Source organism: Microbacterium meiriae, assembly GCF_040685015.1.
Taxonomy (GTDB): domain Bacteria; phylum Actinomycetota; class Actinomycetes; order Actinomycetales; family Microbacteriaceae; genus Microbacterium; species Microbacterium meiriae.
The window spans coordinates 322,631-344,993 of sequence record NZ_JBFBHD010000002.1 but is presented as its reverse complement, the minus strand read 5'-3'; the positions used below and the strand labels follow the sequence as shown (position 1 = coordinate 344,993).

Annotated in this window: 20 protein-coding genes and 1 tRNA gene; 12 read left to right on the top strand and 9 right to left on the bottom strand. The window is 69.8% G+C overall.

The genetic code is table 11. The features are described 5' to 3' along the window. Positions 1-9: 9 nt before the first annotated feature. Genes sufC through sufB form a run of 4 tightly spaced genes read right to left on the bottom strand, consistent with a single transcriptional unit; the run spans position 10 to position 3,731 of the window. On the bottom strand, positions 10-780 hold the full coding sequence (gene sufC / locus AB0N68_RS10150) for a Fe-S cluster assembly ATPase SufC (protein WP_025103648.1): 771 nt from the start codon (positions 778-780) through the stop codon (positions 10-12). 3 nt (positions 781-783) lie between these two features. Next, positions 784-1,110 (bottom strand): non-heme iron oxygenase ferredoxin subunit, encoded by a 327-nt coding sequence (locus AB0N68_RS10145; RefSeq protein ID WP_025103649.1) that lies wholly within the window; start codon positions 1,108-1,110, stop codon positions 784-786. After that, positions 1,107-2,312 (bottom strand): Fe-S cluster assembly protein SufD, encoded by a 1,206-nt coding sequence (gene sufD / locus AB0N68_RS10140; RefSeq protein ID WP_187661631.1) that lies wholly within the window; start codon positions 2,310-2,312, stop codon positions 1,107-1,109. Before sufD ends, AB0N68_RS10145 begins: the two co-directional genes overlap by 4 nt. Further along, positions 2,313-3,731: a Fe-S cluster assembly protein SufB gene (sufB, locus tag AB0N68_RS10135; RefSeq protein WP_136052486.1), complete on the bottom strand. Its 1,419-nt coding sequence runs from the start codon at positions 3,729-3,731 to the stop codon at positions 2,313-2,315. It abuts the gene before it with no gap. 231 nt (positions 3,732-3,962) lie between these two features. Here sufB and AB0N68_RS10130 point away from each other — a divergent pair, with 231 nt between their 5' ends. Both AB0N68_RS10130 and AB0N68_RS10125 read left to right on the top strand, forming a co-directional pair. Next, entirely contained in the window at positions 3,963-5,084 is a 1,122-nt protein-coding gene (locus AB0N68_RS10130) for a COX15/CtaA family protein (protein ID WP_280564338.1), read from the top strand. Between the two features lie 68 nt (positions 5,085-5,152). Beyond that, positions 5,153-5,632, top strand: a complete 480-nt coding sequence (locus AB0N68_RS10125) for a hypothetical protein (RefSeq protein ID WP_280564337.1) — start codon at positions 5,153-5,155, stop codon at positions 5,630-5,632. On the opposite strand, the gene AB0N68_RS10120 is transcribed toward AB0N68_RS10125, so the two are convergent. Further along, positions 5,578-6,483 (bottom strand): heme o synthase, encoded by a 906-nt coding sequence (locus AB0N68_RS10120; protein ID WP_187661634.1) that lies wholly within the window; start codon positions 6,481-6,483, stop codon positions 5,578-5,580. The genes AB0N68_RS10125 and AB0N68_RS10120 overlap by 55 nt on opposite strands. A 248-nt stretch (positions 6,484-6,731) precedes the next feature. Here AB0N68_RS10120 and tkt point away from each other — a divergent pair, with 248 nt between their 5' ends. From tkt to pgl, 6 genes are read left to right on the top strand one after another with little or no spacing between them, the layout of a single operon-like run. Continuing rightward, positions 6,732-8,828 carry a transketolase gene (gene tkt / locus AB0N68_RS10115; protein WP_280564431.1) on the top strand — a complete coding sequence of 699 codons (2,097 nt, stop codon included), beginning with the start codon at positions 6,732-6,734 and terminating at the stop codon, positions 8,826-8,828. Continuing rightward, positions 8,825-9,937 (top strand): transaldolase, encoded by a 1,113-nt coding sequence (tal, locus tag AB0N68_RS10110; protein WP_187661636.1) that lies wholly within the window; start codon positions 8,825-8,827, stop codon positions 9,935-9,937. The genes tkt and tal overlap by 4 nt, the downstream gene beginning before the upstream one ends. Continuing rightward, complete coding sequence (locus AB0N68_RS10105; protein ID WP_280564335.1) at positions 9,934-11,541, top strand: glucose-6-phosphate isomerase; 1,608 nt, start codon at positions 9,934-9,936, stop codon at positions 11,539-11,541. The genes tal and AB0N68_RS10105 overlap by 4 nt, the downstream gene beginning before the upstream one ends. Before the next feature lie 20 nt (positions 11,542-11,561). Continuing rightward, positions 11,562-13,112: a glucose-6-phosphate dehydrogenase gene (gene zwf, locus AB0N68_RS10100; protein WP_187661638.1), complete on the top strand. Its 1,551-nt coding sequence runs from the start codon at positions 11,562-11,564 to the stop codon at positions 13,110-13,112. After that, on the top strand, positions 13,109-14,044 hold the full coding sequence (locus AB0N68_RS10095) for a glucose-6-phosphate dehydrogenase assembly protein OpcA (RefSeq protein ID WP_187661639.1): 936 nt from the start codon (positions 13,109-13,111) through the stop codon (positions 14,042-14,044). Before zwf ends, AB0N68_RS10095 begins: the two co-directional genes overlap by 4 nt. 5 nt (positions 14,045-14,049) lie before the next feature. Further along, positions 14,050-14,829 carry a 6-phosphogluconolactonase gene (gene pgl / locus AB0N68_RS10090; RefSeq protein ID WP_187661640.1) on the top strand — a complete coding sequence of 260 codons (780 nt, stop codon included), beginning with the start codon at positions 14,050-14,052 and terminating at the stop codon, positions 14,827-14,829. Here pgl and AB0N68_RS10085 read toward each other — a convergent pair. Then, positions 14,823-15,863: a DMT family transporter gene (locus tag AB0N68_RS10085; protein ID WP_280564430.1), complete on the bottom strand. Its 1,041-nt coding sequence runs from the start codon at positions 15,861-15,863 to the stop codon at positions 14,823-14,825. The two genes, pgl and AB0N68_RS10085, sit on opposite strands and share 7 nt — an antisense overlap. A gap of 61 nt (positions 15,864-15,924) precedes the next feature. Between AB0N68_RS10085 and def the strand changes: the two genes are divergently transcribed. Beyond that, entirely contained in the window at positions 15,925-16,491 is a 567-nt protein-coding gene (def, locus tag AB0N68_RS10080) for a peptide deformylase (RefSeq protein WP_187661641.1), read from the top strand. Positions 16,492-16,607: 116 nt separating this feature from the next. Beyond that, positions 16,608-17,123 carry a hypothetical protein gene (locus AB0N68_RS10075; RefSeq protein ID WP_071329492.1) on the top strand — a complete coding sequence of 172 codons (516 nt, stop codon included), beginning with the start codon at positions 16,608-16,610 and terminating at the stop codon, positions 17,121-17,123. Positions 17,124-17,187: 64 nt separating this feature from the next. Here AB0N68_RS10075 and AB0N68_RS10070 read toward each other — a convergent pair whose 3' ends face one another. Further along, positions 17,188-18,600, bottom strand: coding sequence for a PucR family transcriptional regulator (locus AB0N68_RS10070; protein ID WP_280564330.1), 1,413 nt, complete (start codon positions 18,598-18,600; stop codon positions 17,188-17,190). Between the two features lie 114 nt (positions 18,601-18,714). Between AB0N68_RS10070 and AB0N68_RS10065 the strand changes: the two genes are divergently transcribed. Beyond that, complete coding sequence (locus AB0N68_RS10065; RefSeq protein ID WP_187661643.1) at positions 18,715-19,812, top strand: alcohol dehydrogenase catalytic domain-containing protein; 1,098 nt, start codon at positions 18,715-18,717, stop codon at positions 19,810-19,812. Positions 19,813-19,856: 44 nt separating this feature from the next. Then, positions 19,857-21,293: an APC family permease gene (locus tag AB0N68_RS10060; protein ID WP_259952238.1), complete on the top strand. Its 1,437-nt coding sequence runs from the start codon at positions 19,857-19,859 to the stop codon at positions 21,291-21,293. 117 nt (positions 21,294-21,410) lie between these two features. On the opposite strand, the gene AB0N68_RS10055 is transcribed toward AB0N68_RS10060, so the two are convergent. Both AB0N68_RS10055 and AB0N68_RS10050 read right to left on the bottom strand, forming a co-directional pair. Beyond that, positions 21,411-21,486, bottom strand: a tRNA-Asn gene (locus AB0N68_RS10055). A gap of 97 nt (positions 21,487-21,583) precedes the next feature. Next, positions 21,584-22,357 (bottom strand): ATP-binding cassette domain-containing protein, encoded by a 774-nt coding sequence (locus tag AB0N68_RS10050; protein ID WP_187661645.1) that lies wholly within the window; start codon positions 22,355-22,357, stop codon positions 21,584-21,586. Positions 22,358-22,363 lie beyond the last annotated feature (6 nt).

Below are 22,363 nucleotides of genomic sequence, written 5' to 3'. Positions count from 1 at the left end.
GCGATCAGCCTACGCCTCGATGGGAGCGGAGGGGTCGAGGAACCGGTCGTAGCCCTCGTTCTCCAGACGGTCGGCGAGCTCGGGTCCGCCCTCCTCGACGATCTTGCCCGCGACGACCACGTGGACGTAGTCCGGGCGGATGTAGCGGAGGATCCGGGTGTAGTGCGTGATGAGCAGCACACCGAGACCGGTGGACTCCTTCGCGCGGTTGACACCCTCGGAGACGATCTTCAGCGCGTCCACGTCGAGGCCGGAGTCGGTCTCGTCGAGCACGGCGAACTTCGGCTTGAGCACCTCGAGCTGGAGGATCTCGTGGCGCTTCTTCTCGCCACCCGAGAAGCCCTCGTTGACGTTGCGCTGCGCGAACTTCGGGTCCATGCGGAGGTTGGCCATGGACTCCTTGACGTCCTTGGTCCACTGCCGGATCGAGGGCGCCTCGCCGTCGAGCGCGGTCTTCGCGGTGCGCAGGAAGTTCGTCACGGTCACGCCGGGGATCTCGACCGGGTACTGCATGGCGAGGAACAGGCCGGCGCGGGCGCGCTCGTCGACGCTCATCGCCAGGACGTCCTCACCGTCGAAGGTGATGGAGCCAGAGGTGACCGTGTACTTCGGGTGGCCGGCGATCGTGTAGGCCAGGGTGGACTTGCCGGAGCCGTTGGGGCCCATGATGGCGTGGGTCTCACCGGTGTTCATGGTGAGGGTGATTCCGTTGAGGATCGGGGTGGTCCCCGCCTCGGTCTCGACCGTCACATGCAGGTCGCGGATCTCGAGAACAGACATTCTTCAGACTTCCTTCGTCACAGCGGGATCGATGAGCACGTCGTCGCCGTCGATCTCGACGACGTAGACCGGAACGGGCTCATATGCGGGGAGATTCTGGGGCTTGCCGGTGATCAGGGAGAACGCCGAGCCATGAGCCCAGCACTCCACCGTGTCGCCTTCCACGAAGCCCTCGGACAGCGAGATATCGCCGTGGGTGCAGGTGTCGCCGATGGCGTGGATGACGCCCTCGCCGTCCTTGATGACCGTGATCGGCACACCGTCCGGCTCGACGCGCAGCGGCGTGTCCTGCTCCAGCTCGGAGACGCCGCAGACGCGCTGCGCGGTCACGCGTTCACCTCGGCGAGCTCGGCCTCGATGGCGGCCAGCAGCTCCGACTCCAGGTCGGGGATGCCGAGGCGCAGCACGATGTCGGTGAGGAAGCCGAGAACCACCAGGCGGCGGGCCTCGTCCTCCGGGATGCCGCGAGCCTGGAGATAGAAGAGCTGCTCGTCGTCGAAGCGGCCGGTGGCACTCGCATGCCCGGCGCCGACGATGTCGCCCGTCTCGATCTCGAGGTTCGGGATGGAGTCGGCGCGCGCGCCCTCCGTGAGCACCAGGTTGCGGTTGGCCTCGTACGAGTCGGTGCCGGTGGCATCCGCACCGATCAGCACGTCGCCGATCCACACGCTGTGGGCGCTCTCGCCCTGCAGCGCGCCCTTGTAGAGCACGTCGCCGGTCGTGTGCGGGCCCTTGTGGTGCAGGTACACCTGGCTCTCCAGGTGCTGGCCGGAGTCGGCGTAGGACAGCCCGTACAGGTAGCCCTCGGAGCCGGCACCGGCGAGCTCGACGCTCGGGTTCACGCGCACCACGCCGCCGCCGAAGCTCACGACGAAGTGCTTGAGGGTGGCGTCGGCCGCGACTCGCGCCTGGTGGGCGGCCGCGTGCACGGCGTCATCGTCCCACTGCTGCACGGAGACGACCGTGAGCTTCGCCCCGTCACGGACGATGATCTCGACGTTCTGGGCGTACTGCGCCGAGCCCTTGTGCTGCAGCACCACCGTGGCGGAGCTGTGCTCGAGGGCCTCGATCACGATGTGGGCATCCGCCCGGCGGTCGGCTCCGGTGCCCGTGAGCGACACGAAGATCGGCGCCGCGACCTCCTCCTCGCGCGGGATGCGGATGTGCAGCGCCTCGGAGGCGCCCTGCCACGCGACGGCGGCGGTGATGTCCTCGGCGAGGAAGACCTCGCCACGCGGAGCGGTTCCCGCCGTGAGCGGTGCGGCGACGTACTGCTCGCCGGACGTGAAGGAGTACTGCACGCCCTCCTCGCCCTCCGCGGTGCGGAACAGCGGCGTGAGTGCGGCCACCGGCGTGTGCTTCCAGTTCACCTCGCGACCGGTCGGCGTGCCGAAGTCGTCCGGGTCGAACGAGTGCGGGCGCTCGGAGCGGGTCTGCACCGGGACGAATCCCGCGTCCGCCACCTGGGCGGCCGGGTCGATGTGCGCGTTCGTGTGCTGCGCCTCGCTGGGCGCTGTCGTCGAGGCCGCCATTTAGCCGACCGATCCTTCCATGCCCATCTCGATGAGCTTGTTCAGTTCCATCGCGTACTCCATGGGCAGCTCGCGCGCGATCGGCTCGATGAAGCCGCGCACGATCATCGCCATCGCCTCGTCCTCGGGCATGCCGCGGGACTGCAGGTAGAAGAGCTGCTCCTCGCTGACCTTCGAGACCGTGGCCTCGTGCCCGAGCTGCACGTCGTCGACACGGATGTCGATCGCCGGGTAGGTGTCGGAGCGCGACTTCGTGTCCACGAGCAGCGCGTCGCAGCGGACGGTGTTGGCGGAGTGGTGCGCAGCGGCGTCGACACGGACCTCGCCGCGGTAGCCGGCACGGCCACCGCCACGCGCGATCGACTTCGAGACGATCGACGACTGCGTGTACGGCGCCATGTGGATCATCTTCGCGCCGGCGTCCTGGTGCTGGCCGGGACCGGCGAACGCGACGGAGAGGGTCTCGCCCTTGGCGTGCTCGCCCATCAGGTAGATCGACGGGTACTTCATCGTCACCTTGGAGCCGATGTTCCCGTCGACCCACTCCATGGTCGCGCCCTCGTGCGCCACGGCGCGCTTGGTGACCAGGTTGTAGACGTTGTTCGACCAGTTCTGGATCGTCGTGTAGCGCACGCGGGCGTTCTTCTTCACGATGATCTCGACGACGGCCGAGTGCAGGGAGTCCGACTTGTAGATCGGGGCCGTGCAGCCCTCGATGTAGTGGACGTAGCTGTCCTCGTCGGCGATGATCAGGGTCCGCTCGAACTGGCCCATGTTCTCGGTGTTGATGCGGAAGTAGGCCTGCAGCGGGATCTCGACGTGCACGCCCTTGGGGACGTAGACGAACGATCCGCCCGACCAGACGGCGGTGTTCAGCGCGGCGAACTTGTTGTCGCCCGCCGGGATGACGGTGCCGAAGTACTCCTCGAAGAACTCGGGGTGCTCGCGCAGGGCGGTGTCGGTGTCCATGAAGATGACGCCCTGCTGCTCCAGGTCCTCGCGGATCTGGTGGTACACGACCTCGGACTCGTACTGCGCGGCGACGCCGGCGACGAGACGCTGACGCTCGGCCTCGGGGATGCCCAGGCGCTCGTACGTCTCGCGGATCTCCTCGGGGAGGTCTTCCCAGCTCTGCGCCTGCTTCTCGGTGGAGCGGACGAAGTACTTGATGTTGTCGAAGTCGATGTCGCTGAGGTCGGCGCCCCACGTCGGCATCGGCTTGCGGCCGAAGAGCTGATAGCCCTTGAGGCGGGTCTTCAGCATCCACTCCGGCTCGTTCTTGAGGGCCGAGATCCCGCGGACGACCTCTTCGGAGATCCCGCGTTTGGCGACGGCACCCGCGGCATCCTCATCGTGCCAGCCGAATTCGTACACCCCCAGACCATCGAGCTCCGGGCGGTCGATCAGCACATCCGACATGCAACACTCTCCTCACAGGTCCCAAACGGTGTCATCCGCCCCGACACACCTGATCCCCGTCGAGTCTGCGGGAGCGGGTGCCGTTGGTGGGCCCTCATCACGGGCGCTTCCATCGCGCCTAAACTGTTGACGATGCTTCAGCGCTGTCAGCGCTCATCGCAACAATCCGATTCTACAGGTTCCGCCTGACGGACGGGCCGTGCGCCACGTCTTCGACGGGCCGGAGGACTTATGCCCGAGACGACCATCCCCACCGCTTCGACGACGCGGGCGACCCCCTCCCCCCGCTCCGCCGTATGGGGTCGCGCGCTCACCGTCTTCGCCTGGCTGTCGTTCCTCAGCGAGACGATCATCATCGGCACCGGCGGTGCGGTGCGTCTGACGGGCTCCGGCCTCGGCTGCACCGAGTGGCCGCTGTGCACACCCGAGTCGCTCGTCCCGATCGTCGAGGTGCAGGGCATCCACGGGATGATCGAGTTCGGCAACCGGCTGATGACCGGCGTCGTCGGGATCATCGCGATCGCCGTCGTCCTGCTCGTCCTGCACACCATCAGCGGCCGCCGGGCGCTCATCAACGCCCTGTGGTTCGCTGTCGGCGGTCTCGCCGGGGCGGCGGTCGCCTTCGCCCTGGTCTCGCTCACCGACTTCCCGGCGTTCCCCGTCGCCTCCGCCGTGCTCCTGATCGCGGTGATCGCGGCCGCGGTCCACTCGGTCCGCACGACGCCCGCCCGGCGGGACCTCGTCCTCCTCGCCTGGCTCGTGCTGATCGGCGTCGTCGCGCAGGCCTTGGTCGGCGGCATCACCGTGCTCACGGGCCTGAACCCCTTCATCGTCGGGTTCCACTACACGTCGTCGCTCCTGCTCGTCTGCATCACCGCCGCGTTCCTCGTGCGGCTGGCGACTCCGGAAGGACCGCGCGAACGGGCCGTCCCCACCTGGTTCGCGATCGTGACGCACATCACCGGCCTCGCCCTGGCCGTGACCATCCTGTTCGGCGTGCTGACGACCGGATCGGGCCCGCACTCCGGCGACGCCGACGTGCTGCGCCGCGGCTTCGACGCCACGGTCCTCGCCCATGTCCACTCCTGGCCGGGTTACATCCTCGCCGCGCTCGTGCTCTTCCTGACGGTGTCCGCTTGGGTCCTGCGCCTGGAGCCCCGCCGGTGGCTGCTCGTGCTCGTCATCGCGATCCTCGTGCAGGTCGCCGTCGGGGTCTGGCAGGCGCGAGAAGGGCTTCCGCCCGTGCTCGTGGGCATCCACATGGTCCTGGCATCGCTCTCCGCCGCGACTTACACCGTCGTCGTGCTGCACCTCAAGCGCACCGCGTCCGTCGTACCCGCCCCTGCCGACTGACCTGCCGCACAGACGATCCATAGCGCGCGCACCGGGCGCTCATCACCGCATCGACCATCGTGGTCGACATGAACAAGACACTCACCCGCAGCGCCGGGTTCTGGCTCCTCATCGTCGTCTCCCTCGCCGCGGTCGGAGTCGGCGGCTGGATGATCGCCGGACAGGTCGGCACGATGACCACGACCCTGATGGACGGCACCGCCACCGGTGTCGAGGTGTACGTCGGTCAGTCGCTCGTCGTCGTCGGCGCCGTCGTCCTCGGCGCGGGCCTGGTGGGCCTGCTCCTGTCGCTCGGCCTCGTCGCCGCGCGCACGTTGGTCGCCACCCCCGTCACCGCCGCGCCGGCCGTCGAGCAGGAGGCGTCGATCATCCAGGACGAGACGGCCGAGACGGTCTCAGACCCGCGCGAGGAGCCCGCTCTCCCGACCGCCGCCGCAGAGTTCGCAGAGCCGCAGGTCGAGCCGGCGTCCGCGGAGCCCCAGGCCGACGAGGGTCAGAAGGGCAGCAGCGGGTCGATCGCCACGGCGACGAACAGCAGCGTCAGGTAAGTGATCGAGGCGTGGAAGACCCGCATCGGCCGCGCCTCGGTCCCCCGCACCGCCTGGTTGTACAGGCGGTGCGATTCGTAGATGAACCAGCCGCCGAACACCAGGGCGGAGACGGTGTAGACGAGGCCCATGCCGGCGATCGGCACGAGCAGCAGCGAGCAGGCGACCGTGGCCCACGCGTACAGGATGACCTGCAGGCCGACCTGCGACGCGTTACGGGTGACGCCGAGCATGGGCACGTCGACGTCGTCGTAGTCGTCCTTGTACTTCATCGACAGCGGCCAGTAGTGCGGCGGCGTCCAGAGGAAGACGAGCAGGAACAGGATGAAGGCGGGCCAGTCGAGCGATCCGGTGACGGCGGACCAGCCGATGAGGACCGGGAAGCAGCCCGCGATGCCGCCCCAGATGATGTTCTGCTCGGTACGGCGCTTGAGGATCATCGTGTAGATCACGACGTAGAAGAAGATCGCGGAGGCCGACAGGACCGCCGTGAGCCAGTTCGTGGTGAACCAGAGCCACACGGTCGACACGATCGCGAGCGTCCACGAGAAGATCAGGGCACCGCGCGGGCTGACCTCGCCGGTCACGAGCGGGCGGTTCTCCGTACGGTGCATGTGCGCGTCGATGTCGCGATCGAGGTACATGTTGAACGCGCCGGCGGAACCGGCGCTCATGGACCCGCCGATGACGGTCGCGAGGACCAGCCAGAGATCGGGCAGCCCACCCTGCGCGAGGAACATGACCGGAACGGTCGAGACGAGGAGGAGTTCGAGGACTCGGGGCTTCGTCAGAGTGACGTAGGCGCTCACCGTGCGACCGATGGACGACTTCCGTACGGTCTGATCAGACATCGTCGAGATCTCGATCGCCTCCTCCGCGCGCGTTACCGGACAACCTCTCCAGTGTATGACACGCCGTGACGCCTTCCGCGCCTTCCGGCCCCCGGCCGCCGGGACCGTCACCGCTATGCTGAGAGCACTCGCGCGCCCGGTGCTGCGCACAAACCCGCCCGTCCCCGGACGATGCGGGATGCGCCAGGGAAGTTGCGGATGCGCCAGGGAATACCGGCGCCCTCGAAACTGTCGGAAAGGGCATGAACGTGTCGGAATTGCAGTGGGACGAGATCGATCGACGCGCGGTGGACACCGCCCGGATCCTGGCGGCCGATGCGGTCGAAAAGGTCGGCAACGGTCATCCCGGCACGGCGATGAGTCTGGCCCCCGCCGCCTATCTGCTGTACCAGCGTGTGCTGCGGCATGACCCGACCGACACCGACTGGCTCGGCCGCGACCGCTTCATCCTCTCGGTCGGCCACTCGTCGCTGACGCAGTACGTGCAGCTCTACCTCGGTGGGTTCGGCCTCGAGCTCGACGACCTCAAGGCGCTCCGCACGTGGGGTTCGAAGACGCCCGGCCATCCCGAGTACGGCCACACCAAGGGCGTCGAGATCACGACGGGTCCGCTGGGCCAGGGCCTCGCCTCCGCGGTGGGCTTCGCCTACGCCGCCCGCTACGAGCGCGGCCTCTTCGACCCCGAGGCCGCAGCGGGCACGAGCCCGTTCGACCACTTCGTCTACGTGATCGCGGGCGACGGCGACCTGCAGGAGGGCGTCACCAGCGAGGCCTCCTCGCTCGCCGGCCACCAGCAGCTCGGCAACCTCATCGCGATCTACGACTCCAACCAGATCTCCATCGAGGACGACACGAACGTCGCCTTCACCGAGGACGTCGCCGCTCGCTACGAGGCCTACGGCTGGCACGTGCAGACCGTGGACTGGAAGAAGACCGGCGAATACGTCGAGGACGTCGCCGAGCTCCACGCCGCGATCGAGGCCGCCAAGGGCGAGACCGACAAGCCGTCGCTCATCATCCTCAAGACCATCATCGGCTGGCCGGCACCCGGCAAGCAGAACAGCGGCAAGATCCACGGCTCGGCGCTCGGCGCCGACGAGCTCGCCGCCACCAAGAAGGTCCTCGGGTTCGACCCGGAGCAGACCTTCGTCGTCGCGGACGACGTGCTGGAGCGCACCCGCGGCCTCGCGGAGCGCGCCGCCGAGGCCCGCGCCGCCTGGCAGGAGTCGTTCGACGCCTGGGCCGCCGCCAACCCCGAGCGCAAGGCCCTGCTGGACCGCGTCGAGGCGCACGAGCTCCCCGCCGACATCGCGGAGGCCCTCCCGGTCTTCGAGGCCGGCAAGGACGTCTCCACCCGCGCCGCGTCCGGCCAGGTCATCAACGCGCTGGCCGCGCAGCTCCCCGAGCTCTGGGGCGGCTCCGCCGACCTCGCCGAGTCGAACCTCACCACGATCAAGGACGCGCCGTCGTTCATCCCCGCCGAGTGGTCGACGCACGAGTGGTCGGGCACCCCCTACGGCCGGGTGCTGCACTTCGGCATCCGTGAGCACGCGATGGGGGCGATCGTCAACGGCATCGTGCTGCACGGCCCGACGCGCGCCTTCGGCGGCACCTTCCTCATCTTCAGCGACTACATGCGCCCGTCCGTGCGCCTGGCCGCGCTGATGAACGTGCCGAGCATCTTCGTCTGGACGCACGACTCGGTCGCCCTCGGCGAGGACGGTCCGACGCACCAGCCGATCGAGCAGCTCGCGACGCTGCGCGCGATCCCGAACCTGGCCGTCGTCCGTCCGGCGGACGCCAACGAGACCGCCGCCGTGTGGCTCGAGATCCTCCGGCGCCACGAGGGACCGGCCGGCATCGCGCTGACCCGCCAGAACATCCCGGTGTTCCCGCGCGGCGAGGGCGAGGCCTCTGGCGACACGTTCGCCTCCGCCGCCCAGGCCGTCAAGGGCGCCTATGTGCTCGCCGAGGCGCCCGGCGGCACGCCGGACGTCATCATCGTCGCGACCGGCTCCGAGGTGCAGCTCGCGGTGAACGCCCGCGAGGTGCTGGCCGGCGAAGGCGTGAACGTCCGCGTCGTCTCCGCCCCGTCGCTGGAGTGGTTCGCGGAGCAGGATGACGCCTACCGCGAGAGCGTGCTGCCGTCGTCCGTCACCGCACGCGTGTCGGTCGAGGCCGGTTCCGTGCTCACCTGGCGCGGCATCGTCGGCGACCGCGGTCGCTCGGTCGGCATCGACCACTTCGGCGCCTCCGCCGACTACAAGACCCTCTTCGAGAAGTTCGGCATCACCACCGAGGCCGTCGTCGCGGCCGCCCGCGAGACCATCAAGGAGAACGCATGAGCACCCCCACCGCCCAGCTCGCCGCCGCCGGCGTCAGCATCTGGCTCGACGACCTCTCGCGCACCCGCATCTCCTCCGGCAACCTCGCCGAGCTGATCGCGTCGCGCAACGTCGTGGGCGTCACCACGAACCCGACCATCTTCGCGAACGCGATCACGGACAAGAACGACACGTCCTACGACGCGCAGGTCACCGAGCTCGCCGCGTCCGGAGCTTCCGCCGAGGACGCCGTGTTCGCCGCGACGACCCAGGACGTCCGTGCCGCGCTCGACGTCTTCCGCCCGGTGTGGGAGGAGTCCGGCCACGTCGACGGTCGCGTCTCGATCGAGGTCTCCCCCGACCTCGCCCACGACACCGACGGCACCGTGGCGCAGGCCAAGGAGCTGTGGAAGACCGTCGACCGCCCCAACCTCCTGGTCAAGATCCCGGCCACGAAGGCAGGGCTCCCCGCGATCACCGAGGCGATCGCGAACGGCATCAGCGTCAATGTCACGCTCATCTTCAGCCTGGAGCGCTACGCCGAGGTCATCGACGCCTACCTGACGGGACTGGAGCGCGCGCACAGCGGTGACTTCGACCTGTCCAGCATCCATTCGGTCGCCTCGTTCTTCGTCTCGCGCGTCGACACCGAGACGGACAAGCGTCTGTCGGCGATCGGCTCCCCCGAGGCGGAGGCGCTCAAGAGCAAGGCCGGTCTCGCGAACGCGCGCCTCGCCTACGAGCTGTTCGAGCAGAAGTTCGCCGAGAAGCGCGCACAGGACCTCCTCGCGCTCGGTGCGAACCTCCAGCGTCCGCTGTGGGCCTCGACCGGCGTCAAGGACCCGAACCTCCCCGACACGCTGTACGTGACCGAACTGGTCGCAGACGGCGTCGTGAACACGATGCCGGAGAAGACCCTCGAGGCGACGTTCGACCACGCCGTCGTCACGGGAGACACCATCACCGGCGGCTACGAGGAGGCCCGCGAGGTCTTCGCCGGGCTCGCCGAGGTGGGCGTCGACTTCGACGCCGTCACCGAGGTGCTCGAGGAGGAGGGGGTCGCGAAGTTCATCGACTCCTGGCACGATCTGCTCGCGCAGGTCACCGAGGCTCTGGAGGCGCAGCGATGACCTTCGCCATCCACGCATCGGGCGCGGCGCGCGTCGCGATCGAGGAGACCGTGCCCGCCTTGGTCCACGACCTCGTCGCCTCCCGCATCACCGGTGGCGACGCCACGCTCTGGGGTCCGGCCGCCGAGGCCGAGGCTTCGGTCCGCCTCGGCTGGGTCGAGGCCGTCTCGGTCTCCCGCCCGCTGGTCGCGGAGATCGTCGCGCTGCGCGAGGAACTCGCGGCGAAGGGCGTCACCCGCGTGGTGCTGGCCGGAATGGGCGGCTCGTCGCTCGCTCCCGAGGTCATCGCGCAGACGTCCGGCGTCCCGCTCACGATCCTCGACTCCACCGCCCCGGGTCAGGTGCTCGCCGCCCTCGACGAGGGTCTCGCCGAGACGGTCCTCGTCGTGTCGTCGAAGTCGGGCTCCACGGTCGAGACCGACTCGCAGCGCCGGACCTTCGAGGCCGCCTTCCGCGACCTCGGTATCGATCCCACCGAGCGGATCGTCGTGGTCACGGACCCCGGCTCCCCGCTCGACACCTCGGCACGCGAGGCCGGCTACCGGGTCTTCAACGCCGACCCGAACGTGGGCGGCCGCTACTCGGCGCTGACCGCCTTCGGTCTCGTCCCCTCGGGACTCGCCGGCGTCGACATCGACGAGCTCCTGGACGAGGCCGAGGCCTCGCTGCTCGAGGTGGCCGTGGACTCCGCCGACAACCCCGCACTCCGTCTCGGAGCCGCGATCGCCGCCACGAGCCCCCGCCGCGACAAGCTGGGTCTGATCACCGACGGCACGCACATCAAGGGGCTGCCGGACTGGATCGAGCAGCTGATCGCCGAGTCCACGGGCAAGGAGGGCACGGGCATCCTCCCGGTCGTCCTGCTCCCGGTCTCGCCGGAGCTGGACCCGGTCCCCGCCGACCTCCAGATCGTGCGTCTCGTCGACGACGCCAACGAGTTCCACCTGCACGAACGGCACGAGGGCGAGATCCTCGTCAGCGGCACGCTCGGCGCGCAGTTCATCGTCTGGGAGTACGCCACGGCGATCGCCGGGCACCTCCTCGGGATCAATCCGTTCGACCAGCCCGACGTCGAGTCGGCCAAGGTCGCCGCCCGGGGCCTGCTCGACGCGCGCCCGGAGCCCATGGCGCCCGCATTCGTCGAGAACGGCGTCGAGGTCCGGGTCTCCGACCCCGCCCTCGCCGCGTCGGGAACGGTCGAAGGCGTGCTGGACGCTCTCTGGGCCCAGCTCCCCGCCGACGGCTACGTGTCCATCCAGGCGTACGTCAACCGCCTCGAGGTGCCGCAACTCCAGGGCCTGCGCGAGCTCGTCGCCGCCGATTCCGGGCGCCCGACCACGTTCGGCTGGGGACCGCGCTTCCTGCACTCCACGGGCCAGTACCACAAGGGCGGCCCCGCCCAGGGCGTGTTCCTGCAGATTCTGGAGCGCACGGACGTGGACCTCGAGATCCCCGACCGCCCGTTCACGTTCGGGCAGCTCATCCAGGCGCAGGCGGCCGGCGACGCGGGCGTGCTCGCGGAGCACGGACGGCCCGTCGTCTCGCTGACGATCACCGAGTCCTCGGACGACGTGCTCGCCCTCTTCGAAGCCGCACAGAAGTAATCGCAGGAGAGCCCCCACCGATGTCTGTACCCATCTCGCGCGGGCACAACCCGCTGCGCGACCCCGACGATCGTCGTCTCAACAGGATCGCGGGGCCCAGCGCCCTCGTGATCTTCGGCGTGACCGGTGATCTGTCCCGCAAGAAGCTCATGCCGGCGGTCTACGATCTCGCGAACCGAGGGCTGCTGCCGCCCGGCTTCGCGCTCGTGGGCTTCGCCCGCCGCGACTGGGAGGACCAGGACTTCGCCCAGGTCGTCTACGACGCGGTGAAGCAGCATGCCCGCACGCCGTTCCGCGAGGAGACCTGGACGCAGCTGCTCCAGGGCATCCGGTTCGTCTCCGGCGAGTTCGACAACCCTGACTCCTTCCGCAAGCTGCGGGAGACCGTCGAGAAGCTCGACGTGGAGCGCGGGACCATGGGCAACCACGCCTACTACCTCTCGATCCCGCCGAAGGACTTCCCGCTCGTCGCGAAGCAGCTCAAGGACTCGGGCCTCGTGGGCGAGGACGCGGACGACGACGAGCGTTGGCGGCGCGTCGTCATCGAGAAGCCGTTCGGGCACGACCTCGAGTCGGCCCGCGCTCTCAACGCCGCCCTCGAGGTCGCGTTCCCTGCGGACTCGATCTTCCGCATCGACCACTACCTCGGCAAGGAGACGGTGCAGAACATCCTCGCGCTGCGCTTCGCCAACGAGCTGTACGAGCCGATCTGGAACCGCAACTACGTCGACCACGTGCAGATCACGATGGCCGAGGACATCGGCGTCGGCGGTCGCGCGGGGTACTACGACGGGATCGGCGCCGCCCGCGACGTCATCCAGAACCACCTGCTCCAGCTCCTCGCGCTCACGGCGATGGAGGAGCCCATCAGCCTCTCCGCCGAGCATCTGCGAGCAGAGAAGGAGAAGGTCCTCGCCGCGGTGCACGTGCCGGAGGATCTCTCCCTCGCCACCGCGCGCGGACAGTACGCCGGAGGCTGGCAGGGCGGCGAGAAGGTCACCGGCTTCCTCGACGAGGACGGGATGGACCCCGAGTCGACGACCGAGACCTACGCGGCGATCAAGCTGGAGATCGACACCCGGCGCTGGGCCGGCGTGCCGTTCTACCTGCGGACGGGCAAGCGCCTGGGCCGACGCGTGACCGAGATCGCGGTGGTGTTCAACCGCGCGCCGCAGCACCTGTTCGGCCGCGGCAACGCCTCGGAGCTCGGTCAGAACGCGCTCGTGATCCGCGTGCAGCCCGACGAAGGCGTCACGATCCGCTTCGGCTCGAAGGTGCCGGGCAACGGGACGAACGTCCGCGACGTGACGATGGACTTCGGCTACGGCCACGCCTTCACGGAGGCGAGCCCGGAGGCGTACGAGCGTCTGATCCTCGACGTCCTCCTGGGCGACCCGCCGCTGTTCCCGCGGCACGAGGAGGTCGAGCTCTCCTGGAAGATCCTCGACCCGGTGGAGAAGTACTGGGCCGCCCAGGGCGGCCCGGTGGAGCAGTACGCGCCCGGCTCGTGGGGACCGGCCTCGGCCGACGACCTGCTGGCCCGCGACGGACGAGTCTGGAGACGCCCGTGATCATCGACCTTCCCGACACGACCGTCAGCCAGGTCGCGAAGCAGCTCGTCAAGGTGCGCGAGGAGGGCGGCGCCGTCGCCCTCGGCCGCGTCCTCACCCTCGTCATCTCGGCCCGCAAGGGGGTCGCTGAGGCCGCCATCGACGCCGCGAACGATGCGTCGCGCGAGCATCCGATGCGCGTGATCGTGCTGACCACCGGCGACGGCGAGTCCCGACTGGACGCGCAGATCCGCGTGGGCGGCGACGCCGGTGCGAGCGAGGTCGTCGTGCTGCACGCGCACGGCGACGCCGCGAGCAACGAGGAGAGCCTCCTCACCGGTCTGCTCCTCCCCGACGCGCCGGTGGTGGCGTGGTGGCCGGATGAGGCTCCCACCGCTCCGGCGACGTCGCCTCTCGGCCGGATCGCCCAGCGCCGGATCACCGACGCCGCGACGTCCCCCGACGTCCGCGACCGGCTCGCGCTCCTCGGGCGCACGCACGCCCCGGGCGACACCGACCTGGCCTGGACGCGCCTGACCCACTGGCGCGAGCAGCTGGCCGCGGTGCTGGACCAGCCGCCGTACGAGACCATCACCGCCGTCGAGGTCCGCGGGGCGAGCGCCTCGCCGTCCACGGCGCTGCTCGCCGCCTGGCTGCAGATGGCACTCGACGTCCCGGTCCGGTGGTCGTACGAGGACCCGGAGCACTGGCAGGAGGGCATCAAGTCGGTGCGCCTCACGCGCGAGTCCGGCGACATCCTGCTCGAGCGGCCGTCGCCGGGCGTGGCCGTGCTCACCCAGCCCGACCAGCCCGATCACGACCTCCACCTGCCGCGGCGCACGCTGCGCGAGTGCCTTGCCGAGGAGCTGCGCCGGCTCGACCCCGACGTCCTGTACGGTCGAGTGATCACGGAGGGCTGGGAGAAACTCGGTCCGCCCGAGACAGGAGAGTGACCTCGATGCCGGGATCGTCCGCAGAGAAGCGGGTCGTGGTCGAATCCACCCCGACCACCCTCGCCCTCCGGGTCGCCGATCGCTTCCTCACCCGCGTCCGCGCGCGCACGCGCAACGGCCGGCTGGCTCACATCGCCCTGACGGGCGGGTCGATGGGCGGCGCCGTGCTGCGCGCTGTCCGGGAGAATCCGCGAGCCGCCGAGATCGACTGGTCCCTCGTCCACTTCTGGTGGGGCGACGAGCGGTACGTCCCTCGGGACGACGCGGACCGGAACGCTCTCCAGTCCCGGGAGGCGCTGCTCGATCACATCGACGTCCCGGCGGAGAACGTGCACGAGGTCGCCGGTTCCGACAGCGGACTCGACCTCGATCAAGCCGCCGCCGCGTATGCCGCCGAGCTCGCCCGTTTCGGCACCGAGGAGCACCCGTGGCCGTCGTTCGCGGTGTGCTTCCTCGGCGTCGGTCCCGACGGTCACATCGCCTCGCTCTTCCCGGACCGCGAGGAGGTCACCGTGACCGACGCCGCGGCCCTCCCGGTGCGGGACTCCCCCAAGCCTCCGCCCGAGCGGGTGACCCTCACCCGCCCTGTGCTGAACGCCTCCAAGCGCGTGTGGCTGGTCCTGACCGGAGCCGACAAGGCCTCCGCGTTGGGCCTCGCTCTCGCCGGCGCCAGTTACACGAGCGTTCCGGCAGCCGGGGCGAAGGGGCGCAAGCGGACGGTGTTCTTCGTCGACGAGGCGGCGGCATCCGAGGTCTCCCCCGACCTCATCGACCAGGCCTACTGAGCGTCGGGGTCGCGCGTCTCGCGCGGGTCCGACTGCTCCGGCGCGCCCGATGACGGCGCCGCAGGCGGGGCCACGGGATCACTCCCCCGGGTGATGCCGAGGTCCTGGCTCTCGCTGAGGACCTGCGGATGGAACCGGGCGAGCCCGACGACACCCCAGACGGCGATGCCGCCGGCGACTCCGAAGATGATGAAGACCCACCACGGCGCCGCCGCGGCCTCGCCGAGCACGAGCATGCCGATGAGCACGGCCACCATGGGGTCGACGACCGTCAGGCCCGCGATGACGAGGTCCGGGGGACCGGAGCTGTAGGCGGTCTGCACGAAGTACGCACCCACCGCGCCCGCCGAGAGCAGCGCGAGCAGGCAGACCGCGGTGATCCACTCGAACTGGCCCGCCTCGATCCGCTTGATGATGACCTTCGCGAGGGTGGCGACGAAACCATAGAGGATGCCGGCGCCGATGATGTAGAACAGCGCCCGCATCCGGTGCCGGAGGATCAGCCAGCATGCCCCGAGCACGATGATCACGACGAGCAGGATCGCGAGGATGACGAACAGCTCGCGGTCCGTGACCTCCTTCTCCGTGGCGTAGATCGCGGCGAAGAACACGAAGAGGAAGATGCCGCCGACACAGGCGATGATCGCCGTGAGGGATTGCCGCGTGGGAGCGTGACCGGTGATGCGGGCGTTCAGCAGCGTCGTGATGACCAGCGCGATGGCGCCGAGCGGCTGCACCACGATGAGGGGCGCCTTGACGAGGGCGGCGAGCTGGCAGACGATCGCGAGGCCCAGCATGAGCGTCCCGACCACCCAGGACGGGCGGGTGAACAGGCGCTTGAGCTGATCGAAGCTGAGGCCGGCGGCACCGTCGGAGCCGCTGAGCCGCTCGACCTTCTCCACGCCCCGGTGCTGGTACTGCGCGCCGAGCGACATGAACACCGCGCCGGCGAGGGCCAGCGGGATGCCCAGGAGCAGGCCGGGGTTCTGGAACGCTCCGACCAGCTGGTCGCCGACGTCCTCGACCGTCCCCATCCACACCCCTGCGCTCACAGTACGACCCTACCCGGAGAGTGCCGCCGACTAGGGTTGTGACGTGGCTGTCCTTCCGATTCGCATCATGGGCGATCCCGTCCTGCACTCCCCCGCCTCCCCCGTCGAGGCCATCACCGACGAGATCCGCACCCTCGTCGCGGACATGTTCGAGACCATGGACGCCGCGCCCGGCGTCGGCCTCGCCGCTCCGCAGGTCGGGGTGCCTCTGCGGATCTACACGTACTCGTACGTCGACGACGACGACCAGCCCTGGCGCGGTGTCCTCATCAACCCGGAGCTGTGGATGACGCCGACGGAACCGGGCGCTCCCGACCCCGAGCTCGAGTCCGAGGGCTGCCTGTCGTTCCCCGGCGAGCGGTTCCCGTTGCGCCGGTCCGACCGCGTGCGCGTGACGGCGACGGACCTGGACGGTGGCCCCGTCACGCTCGAGGTGGACGGCTGGCGCGCCCGCATCATGCAGCACGAGTTCGACCACCTCGACGGCGTGCTCTACATCGATCGCCTCTCGGACTCCGACTGGAAGACCACGCAGAAGATCGCCCGCAAGCGCGGCTGGGGGCGACCGGGTGCCAGCTGGCTGCCCGGCGTCGACGACCTCGAGGGCTGATCGCATTCAGCCCACGCACAGCATCCTTCAAGTTGCGTCATAGACTCCGGGCACTATAGCGTGTTCGCGGCGGGGATATTCAGCATGCCCCGCGTCACGCTCTGAAGGGGAAATCCATGATGAAGTCGCGCACCCGTCGCGCACTCGTGCTCACCGGTTCGGCCGTCGCCGTCTCGCTCGCCCTCACCGGTTGCAGCGCGATCAACAGCATCCTCGGCGGCGGTCGCGCCGACGCCGACCGCGACGAGGAGACCGGCCAGGTCACCGAGAGCGCGAACATCGACGTCTTCTCGGTGAAGCTCGGCGACTGCATGCTCGAGACCGGCTCCGGAATGCTCACCGACGCGAACGTCGTGCCGTGCTCCGAGCCCCACGACGAAGAGGTCTTCTACGAGATCAAGATGGACGACGGCGACTACTCGGAGGACGCCATCAGCGCCGCCTCCGAGGGCTGCATCGGCGACGCGTACACCTCCTTCGTCGGCGTCTCCTACCAGGAGTCCGCCCTGGACGTGACCACGCTCACCCCCAGCAAGGACTCGTGGGAGCAGGCCAACGACCGCGTGATCCAGTGCATCATCATCGACCCGGCCGGCCAGGTCGAGGGATCGCTCAAGGGCGCCGCACGCTGATCCGACGGCATCTCCACGAAGGGCTCCGCCATCAGGCGGGGCCCTTCGTCGTCCGGGTCGTGGGTCAGTCGTCGGAGGCGCGCAGCGCGAGCCACGCCGCGACGCGGTCATCCGGATCGCTCAGGGAGAGTCCGATCAGATCCTCGATCCGTCTGATGCGGGTCGTCAGCGTCTGCCGGTGGATGCGGAGTCGCGCCGCACTCTCGCTCCAGGCTCCGTTCGTCGCGAGGAACACTCGGAGGGTGTCCAGCAGCTCCGCCGACCTCTCGGCGGCGCGCAGCGGATCGAGCAGTCGGGCGAGGCGGCCGGTCTGATCGCTGTCCAGCGCCCCGAGCACGAACGACACCGTCGTTATCGCCTCGTAGCGGACCACGCGTTCGCCCCCGGTGCGCGCGGCTTCGCAGGCGTGCCGCGCCTCGTCGATGCTGCGCGCGAGAGCATCGGTGCCCGCCGGTCGGCCGAGGCCGAGATAGAGGGTCGAGGCGAACGCCCTGGCGCGATGCGCGATCTGGTCGGCATGGTCCTCGCGCACGACGCCCTGGACGATTCCCCGCTGCGACGTGAAGACGTGCTCCGCGCCCAGCTCGTCGAGCCAGAGGCCGAGCAGATGCTCGACGTCGACACCGCTGGTACGGGAGGCGAGGGCGAACCCCACCAGCACGCGCTCGTGCACGCCCCAGCGGCGGAGCAGACGAGTGGCCTCCTCCCCTCCCTCGCGCACGGTCTCGAACATCATCGAGCGGCCGAGGCGCTCCAGCTGACTGCTGTCCCTCGTGCGCATGAGCAGATCGAGCAGCGCCGCGGCCTGCGAGCTCAGTTCCCGACCGCGGCCGGAGCTGTCGTTACGCGGAGCGGTCACGAGCTGCGCGCTGATGTCCTGACCGGGACCGACCGGGTGCACCTGGAGGGCGCGATGCCGCACCCGCACCGGCCTGCCGACGGCGACCGCGATCGCGTCGTCGATGTGCAGGCTTCCGGCACCCGCCGTCGTGATGACCTCACCATGCCGGTCCAGCAGCACCGCCCACCCGTCGATGCGGTGCGCGAGCTCGGCGATGACGCCGGTGATGCCGCTGCGTCGCGCCGCCAGTGTGAGCACCCGCATCGCCGAGGTGATGGCGCGAGCCTCCGCCGCCTGATCGACCGCGAGGAGCGAGGTCAGCGTCGGGACCAGCAGCGACGGCGGCATCGGCACCCCGACGATGGCCGTGATCCCCGCGTCCCGCACCGCTTCGCGAAGACGGGGGCTGTCGTCGCTCGTGACCGCCACGGCCTCCCCCAGCGCGGCGCGCCGGTCGCCGGCGACGCCGAAGAGCGCGGTCTCTTCGGCCACGACGAGCGTCGCATGGAGCGGATCCACCGGTGGACCGAAGTCGTCGAGGGGTACGACCGCGTTGACGGGCCGCGCACCGGGAACGGCGCCGGGCAGCAGCTCCGCGCGGAGATATCGGGCCACCGAGGCGACGTCACGAGCCACCCTCCGATCATACAGATTGTCGAAGAGCAGCCGTTCTCTTCACGCTTCTGTCGGATGCCGAGGCCTTCCGCTCTCTCCTAGCATCGTGCGCATCCCCACTTCCCGAAGGATGTCATGAAAGCTGTTGTCTTCCGCGACCCCCAGTCGCCCATCGAGTTCGTCGACGTCGACCTCGCCCCGCCCCGCGCCGGTGAGGTGCGCGTGCGCATCGCCGCTGCCGGCGTCTGCCACTCCGACCTGCACGTCAAGCGCGGCGAGTGGGATGCGGCCGCTCCCCTGGTCATGGGCCATGAGGGCTCCGGGGTCGTCACCGAGCTCGGCGAAGGCGTCACCACCCTCGCTGTCGGCGACCACGTGGTGCTGAGCTGGGTGCCGCCGTGCGGCGAGTGCCGGTACTGCCGCGCCGGCCACGAGGCGCGGTGCCAGAAGGTCGCGACCGTGGTCGCGCCGCTGGGCGTCCTCTTCGACGGCACCTCCCGGCTGAGCCTCGACGGCGAGCAGCTGCACCACTACCTCGGTGTCTCGTCGTTCGCGGAAGAGGTCGTCGTCCCCGCGTCCGGAGCCGTGAAGGTCCGCGACGACGCGCCCCTCGACGTCATCGCCGTCGTCGGCTGCGCCGTCGCGACCGGTGTCGGCGCCGTTCTCAACACCGCCGCCGTCGAGCCGGGGTCGACCGTCGCCGTCATCGGCTGCGGCGGCGTCGGCCTCAACGTCGTCCAGGGAGCCCGTCTCGCCGGCGCCGAGCGTATCGTCGCGATCGACGTGCGCCCGGAGAAGACGCAGATGGCGCTGCAGTTCGGCGCCACGGACCGCATCGACGCCTCTCAGGGCGACGCCGTGGCACAGCTGCGCGAGCTCATCCCGGACGGCGTCGACTACGCCTTCGACGCGATCGGACGCACATCCACGACCGAGCAGTCCATCCAGATGCTCGGACTCGGCGGCGCCGCCGTGATCGTCGGCCTGCCGCCCACAGGGGCGCGTGCCTCGTTCGAGCCGCTCGTCCTCGCCGAGGCCGACCAGCGCATCCTCGGCTCGAACTACGGCTCGGTGCGACCGTCGATCGACGTCCCCGCACTCGTGGACCGCTACATGGACGGGCAGCTGAAGATCGACCCCCTGATCTCGGGCCGCCGACCGCTGTCCGAGGCCGCCGCCGCGCTGGACGACCTCGACGGCGGCTCGGCCCTCCGCACCCTCCTCATCCCCTGACCGCCGCGCGCGGCCCATCCCTGAAACCCGAATCCAGGAGAACCATGTCTGACACCGTCGTCGCCCCGCCCGGCGCCCCGCAGGATGCCGGCCTCCGCACCGGCGTCATGAGCGGACCCGAGCTCGCCGCCCAGGCCATCGCCAACATCGCCCCCAGCGCCGTCATCGCCTTCACGGCCGCCGCCATCTTCCTCGGCGCCGGGAACGGCACCATCTACGCCTTCGCCCTGGCCACGATCGTGATCCTGTGCGTCGGGTACTGCGTGGTGGTGTTCGCCCGCAAGCACGCCTCCGCCGGCTCGCTCTACACCTACGTCTCCAAGGGTCTCGGGCCGTTCGGCGCCTTCCTCGCCGGCGTGACGCTGCTGATCGGCTGCTTCGGCATCGCGGCCGCCTCCCTCAGCGGCTCGGTCAGCTACATGGGCCAGTTCCTGAGCATGCTGGGCCTGCCCGCGCAGGGCCTGGGGTGGGATGTCGGCCTGGCGATCCTGCTCGGTGGCCTGGCGACCCTCTTCACGATCCGCGGCATCCGGCTCTCCGCCCGGGTCTCGCTCGTCCTCGAGCTGCTCTCCGTCGGCATCATCCTCGTGCTGCTCATCGCAGCGCTCGCGTGGGCGGGGCCCTCCGCCTGGGACCCCGCGCAGGTGCTCGCGACCGGCTCCTCGTTCCAGGGCATCGCGTCCGGCATGGTGCTCGGCATCCTGGGCTTCGTGGGCTTCTCCTCCGCGGACGCCCTGGGGCGCGAGGCCAAGGAGCCGTACAAGGCGATCCCCCGCGCGATCATGTGGAGCGCCCTCGGTGTCGGCGTGCTCTACGTCTTCGCCGCCTACACGCAGATCGCGGTGCTCGGCGACGACCTCGCCACCGCCGCGAGCCCGCTGGAGAGCATGTCCGCCCTCATCGGCATGCCGGGCTGGTTCGCGGCCGTGCTCACCTTCGGCGTGTCCGCGTCGTTCTTCGCCGTGGTCGTCGCCCCGCTCAACGTGATCGGCCGCATCGTCTACGTGATGGGCAAGGAAGGCGTCGTCGCCGAGCGCTTCGGCCGCACGCACGAGCAGCACCTCACGCCGCACCGGGTACTCATCCTCGCCGGTGCTGCGGCGATCACGGTCGACATCGTGCTGCTGGTCGCGGGAGCCGCGACGGGCGACATCCTCGTCTGGGTCAACACCTGGGGCACCTACGGCTACATGGTCGCCTACGCCCTCGTCGCCATCGCGTGCGTGGTCTACACCCAGCGGGCGAAGATGCGGAACGGTCTCGTGAAGGTCTGCGCGACGGTCGCCGTCGTGACGATGGCGTACGTGTTCTTCGCGAACGTGTGGCCCGTCCCGGCCTTCCCGTACAACGTGATCCCGTACGTATTCCTCGTGACGGTCGCCCTTGCGCTGACCCGGTACGCCTACCTCGCCCGTCGCCGGCCTGATGTGATCGCCCGGATCGGCAACACCGAGACGAGCGCCATGGAGGGCGTCGGCTGAACGACGCTCCCCGCAGAGAAGAGCCCCTCCGCGTGGAGGGGCTCTTCCTCTGCGTCCGGCGCGATCGTGCGGTCCGGATACGAGAGAAGCCCCCTCCGTGGAGGGGGCTTCTCTCGTTGGCTCCCCGGCTTGGACTCGAACCAAGAACCTGCCGGTTAACAGCCGGCTGCTCTGCCAATTGAGCTACCGAGGAATGTGCGCCGCTGTGCGGGCAACTCGTCAAGCTTAGCAAACTCCGGACGCGGTTCGTGACACCGGGGCACCTTCCGCGGCCGTCGGGCGTGTCGCGCTCAGCGGCGTGAATCCGACTCCGCATTGGGCACCCACAGCAGGTCCTTCCCGACGCCGCGCGCGACGACATGGCCCCCACGCAGCATGAGCGTCTCGGCGTTGAGTTCCCGGATGAAGTCCGCGTCGTTGGTGACCAGGAGCGCGGCCATCCCCTCCTCCTTGCGACGCCGGGTGATGGCGTCGAAGACCACCGGCCGCACCTCCAGATCGAGGTTCGCGAGGATCTCGTCGGCGATGAGCACGCGCGGCTCCAGCACGAACGAGCGGGCGATCGCGACGCGCTGCCGCATCCCCGCGCTCAGCTCGTACGGGAACTTCGCCGCGGTCCCGAGCGGCAGGTGGAGCTCATCGAGGAGCGTCGCCACGCGGATCGAGAGCGCGCGGGTGTTGACGCGCTTCTCCCGGATGAGGATCGGCTCGGCGATGACCTCGTTGACCGTCAGCTGCGGCGGCAGGTCCGCCCCGGCGCCCTGGGGCACGAAGCCCGTGCGGTAGGTGAGGATGCGGTGCTTGCGGCCTGGGCGGCGGATGTCGATGCCGCAGACCTGTGCCCGGCCGCCGACGACGCGCACCGAGGGATCGGTCGAGCCCGCGAGCGCGGCGACGAGGGTCGACTTGCCCGAGCCGGTCGGTCCCGCGACGCAGATCAGCCCCCCGGGAGCGAGCGAGAACGTCACGCCGTCGACCGCGCGATTGGGCGCGCCGTGACCGATCCGGTCGATGACCAGATCGGAGCACTCGATCGCGTTCGAGGATTCGGGCGTGCGGGGCATATGTCC

What these genes read in the sequence shown, in the direction of transcription:
- sufC (WP_025103648.1), bottom strand. Translation starts at nt 780, where the DNA reads ATGTCTGTTCTCGAGATCCGCGACCTGCATGTGACGGTCGAGACCGAG.
- sufD (WP_187661631.1), bottom strand. Translation starts at nt 2,312, where the DNA reads ATGGCGGCCTCGACGACAGCGCCCAGCGAGGCGCAGCACACGAACGCG.
- sufB (WP_136052486.1), bottom strand. Translation starts at nt 3,731, where the DNA reads ATGTCGGATGTGCTGATCGACCGCCCGGAGCTCGATGGTCTGGGGGTG.
- AB0N68_RS10130 (WP_280564338.1), top strand. Translation starts at nt 3,963, where the DNA reads ATGCCCGAGACGACCATCCCCACCGCTTCGACGACGCGGGCGACCCCC.
- AB0N68_RS10125 (WP_280564337.1), top strand. Translation starts at nt 5,153, where the DNA reads ATGAACAAGACACTCACCCGCAGCGCCGGGTTCTGGCTCCTCATCGTC.
- AB0N68_RS10120 (WP_187661634.1), bottom strand. Translation starts at nt 6,483, where the DNA reads ATGTCTGATCAGACCGTACGGAAGTCGTCCATCGGTCGCACGGTGAGC.
- tal (WP_187661636.1), top strand. Translation starts at nt 8,825, where the DNA reads ATGAGCACCCCCACCGCCCAGCTCGCCGCCGCCGGCGTCAGCATCTGG.
- AB0N68_RS10105 (WP_280564335.1), top strand. Translation starts at nt 9,934, where the DNA reads ATGACCTTCGCCATCCACGCATCGGGCGCGGCGCGCGTCGCGATCGAG.
- zwf (WP_187661638.1), top strand. Translation starts at nt 11,562, where the DNA reads ATGTCTGTACCCATCTCGCGCGGGCACAACCCGCTGCGCGACCCCGAC.
- pgl (WP_187661640.1), top strand. Translation starts at nt 14,050, where the DNA reads ATGCCGGGATCGTCCGCAGAGAAGCGGGTCGTGGTCGAATCCACCCCG.
- AB0N68_RS10085 (WP_280564430.1), bottom strand. Translation starts at nt 15,863, where the DNA reads ATGGGGACGGTCGAGGACGTCGGCGACCAGCTGGTCGGAGCGTTCCAG.
- AB0N68_RS10075 (WP_071329492.1), top strand. Translation starts at nt 16,608, where the DNA reads ATGATGAAGTCGCGCACCCGTCGCGCACTCGTGCTCACCGGTTCGGCC.
- AB0N68_RS10065 (WP_187661643.1), top strand. Translation starts at nt 18,715, where the DNA reads ATGAAAGCTGTTGTCTTCCGCGACCCCCAGTCGCCCATCGAGTTCGTC.
- AB0N68_RS10060 (WP_259952238.1), top strand. Translation starts at nt 19,857, where the DNA reads ATGTCTGACACCGTCGTCGCCCCGCCCGGCGCCCCGCAGGATGCCGGC.
- AB0N68_RS10050 (WP_187661645.1), bottom strand. Translation starts at nt 22,357, where the DNA reads ATGCCCCGCACGCCCGAATCCTCGAACGCGATCGAGTGCTCCGATCTG.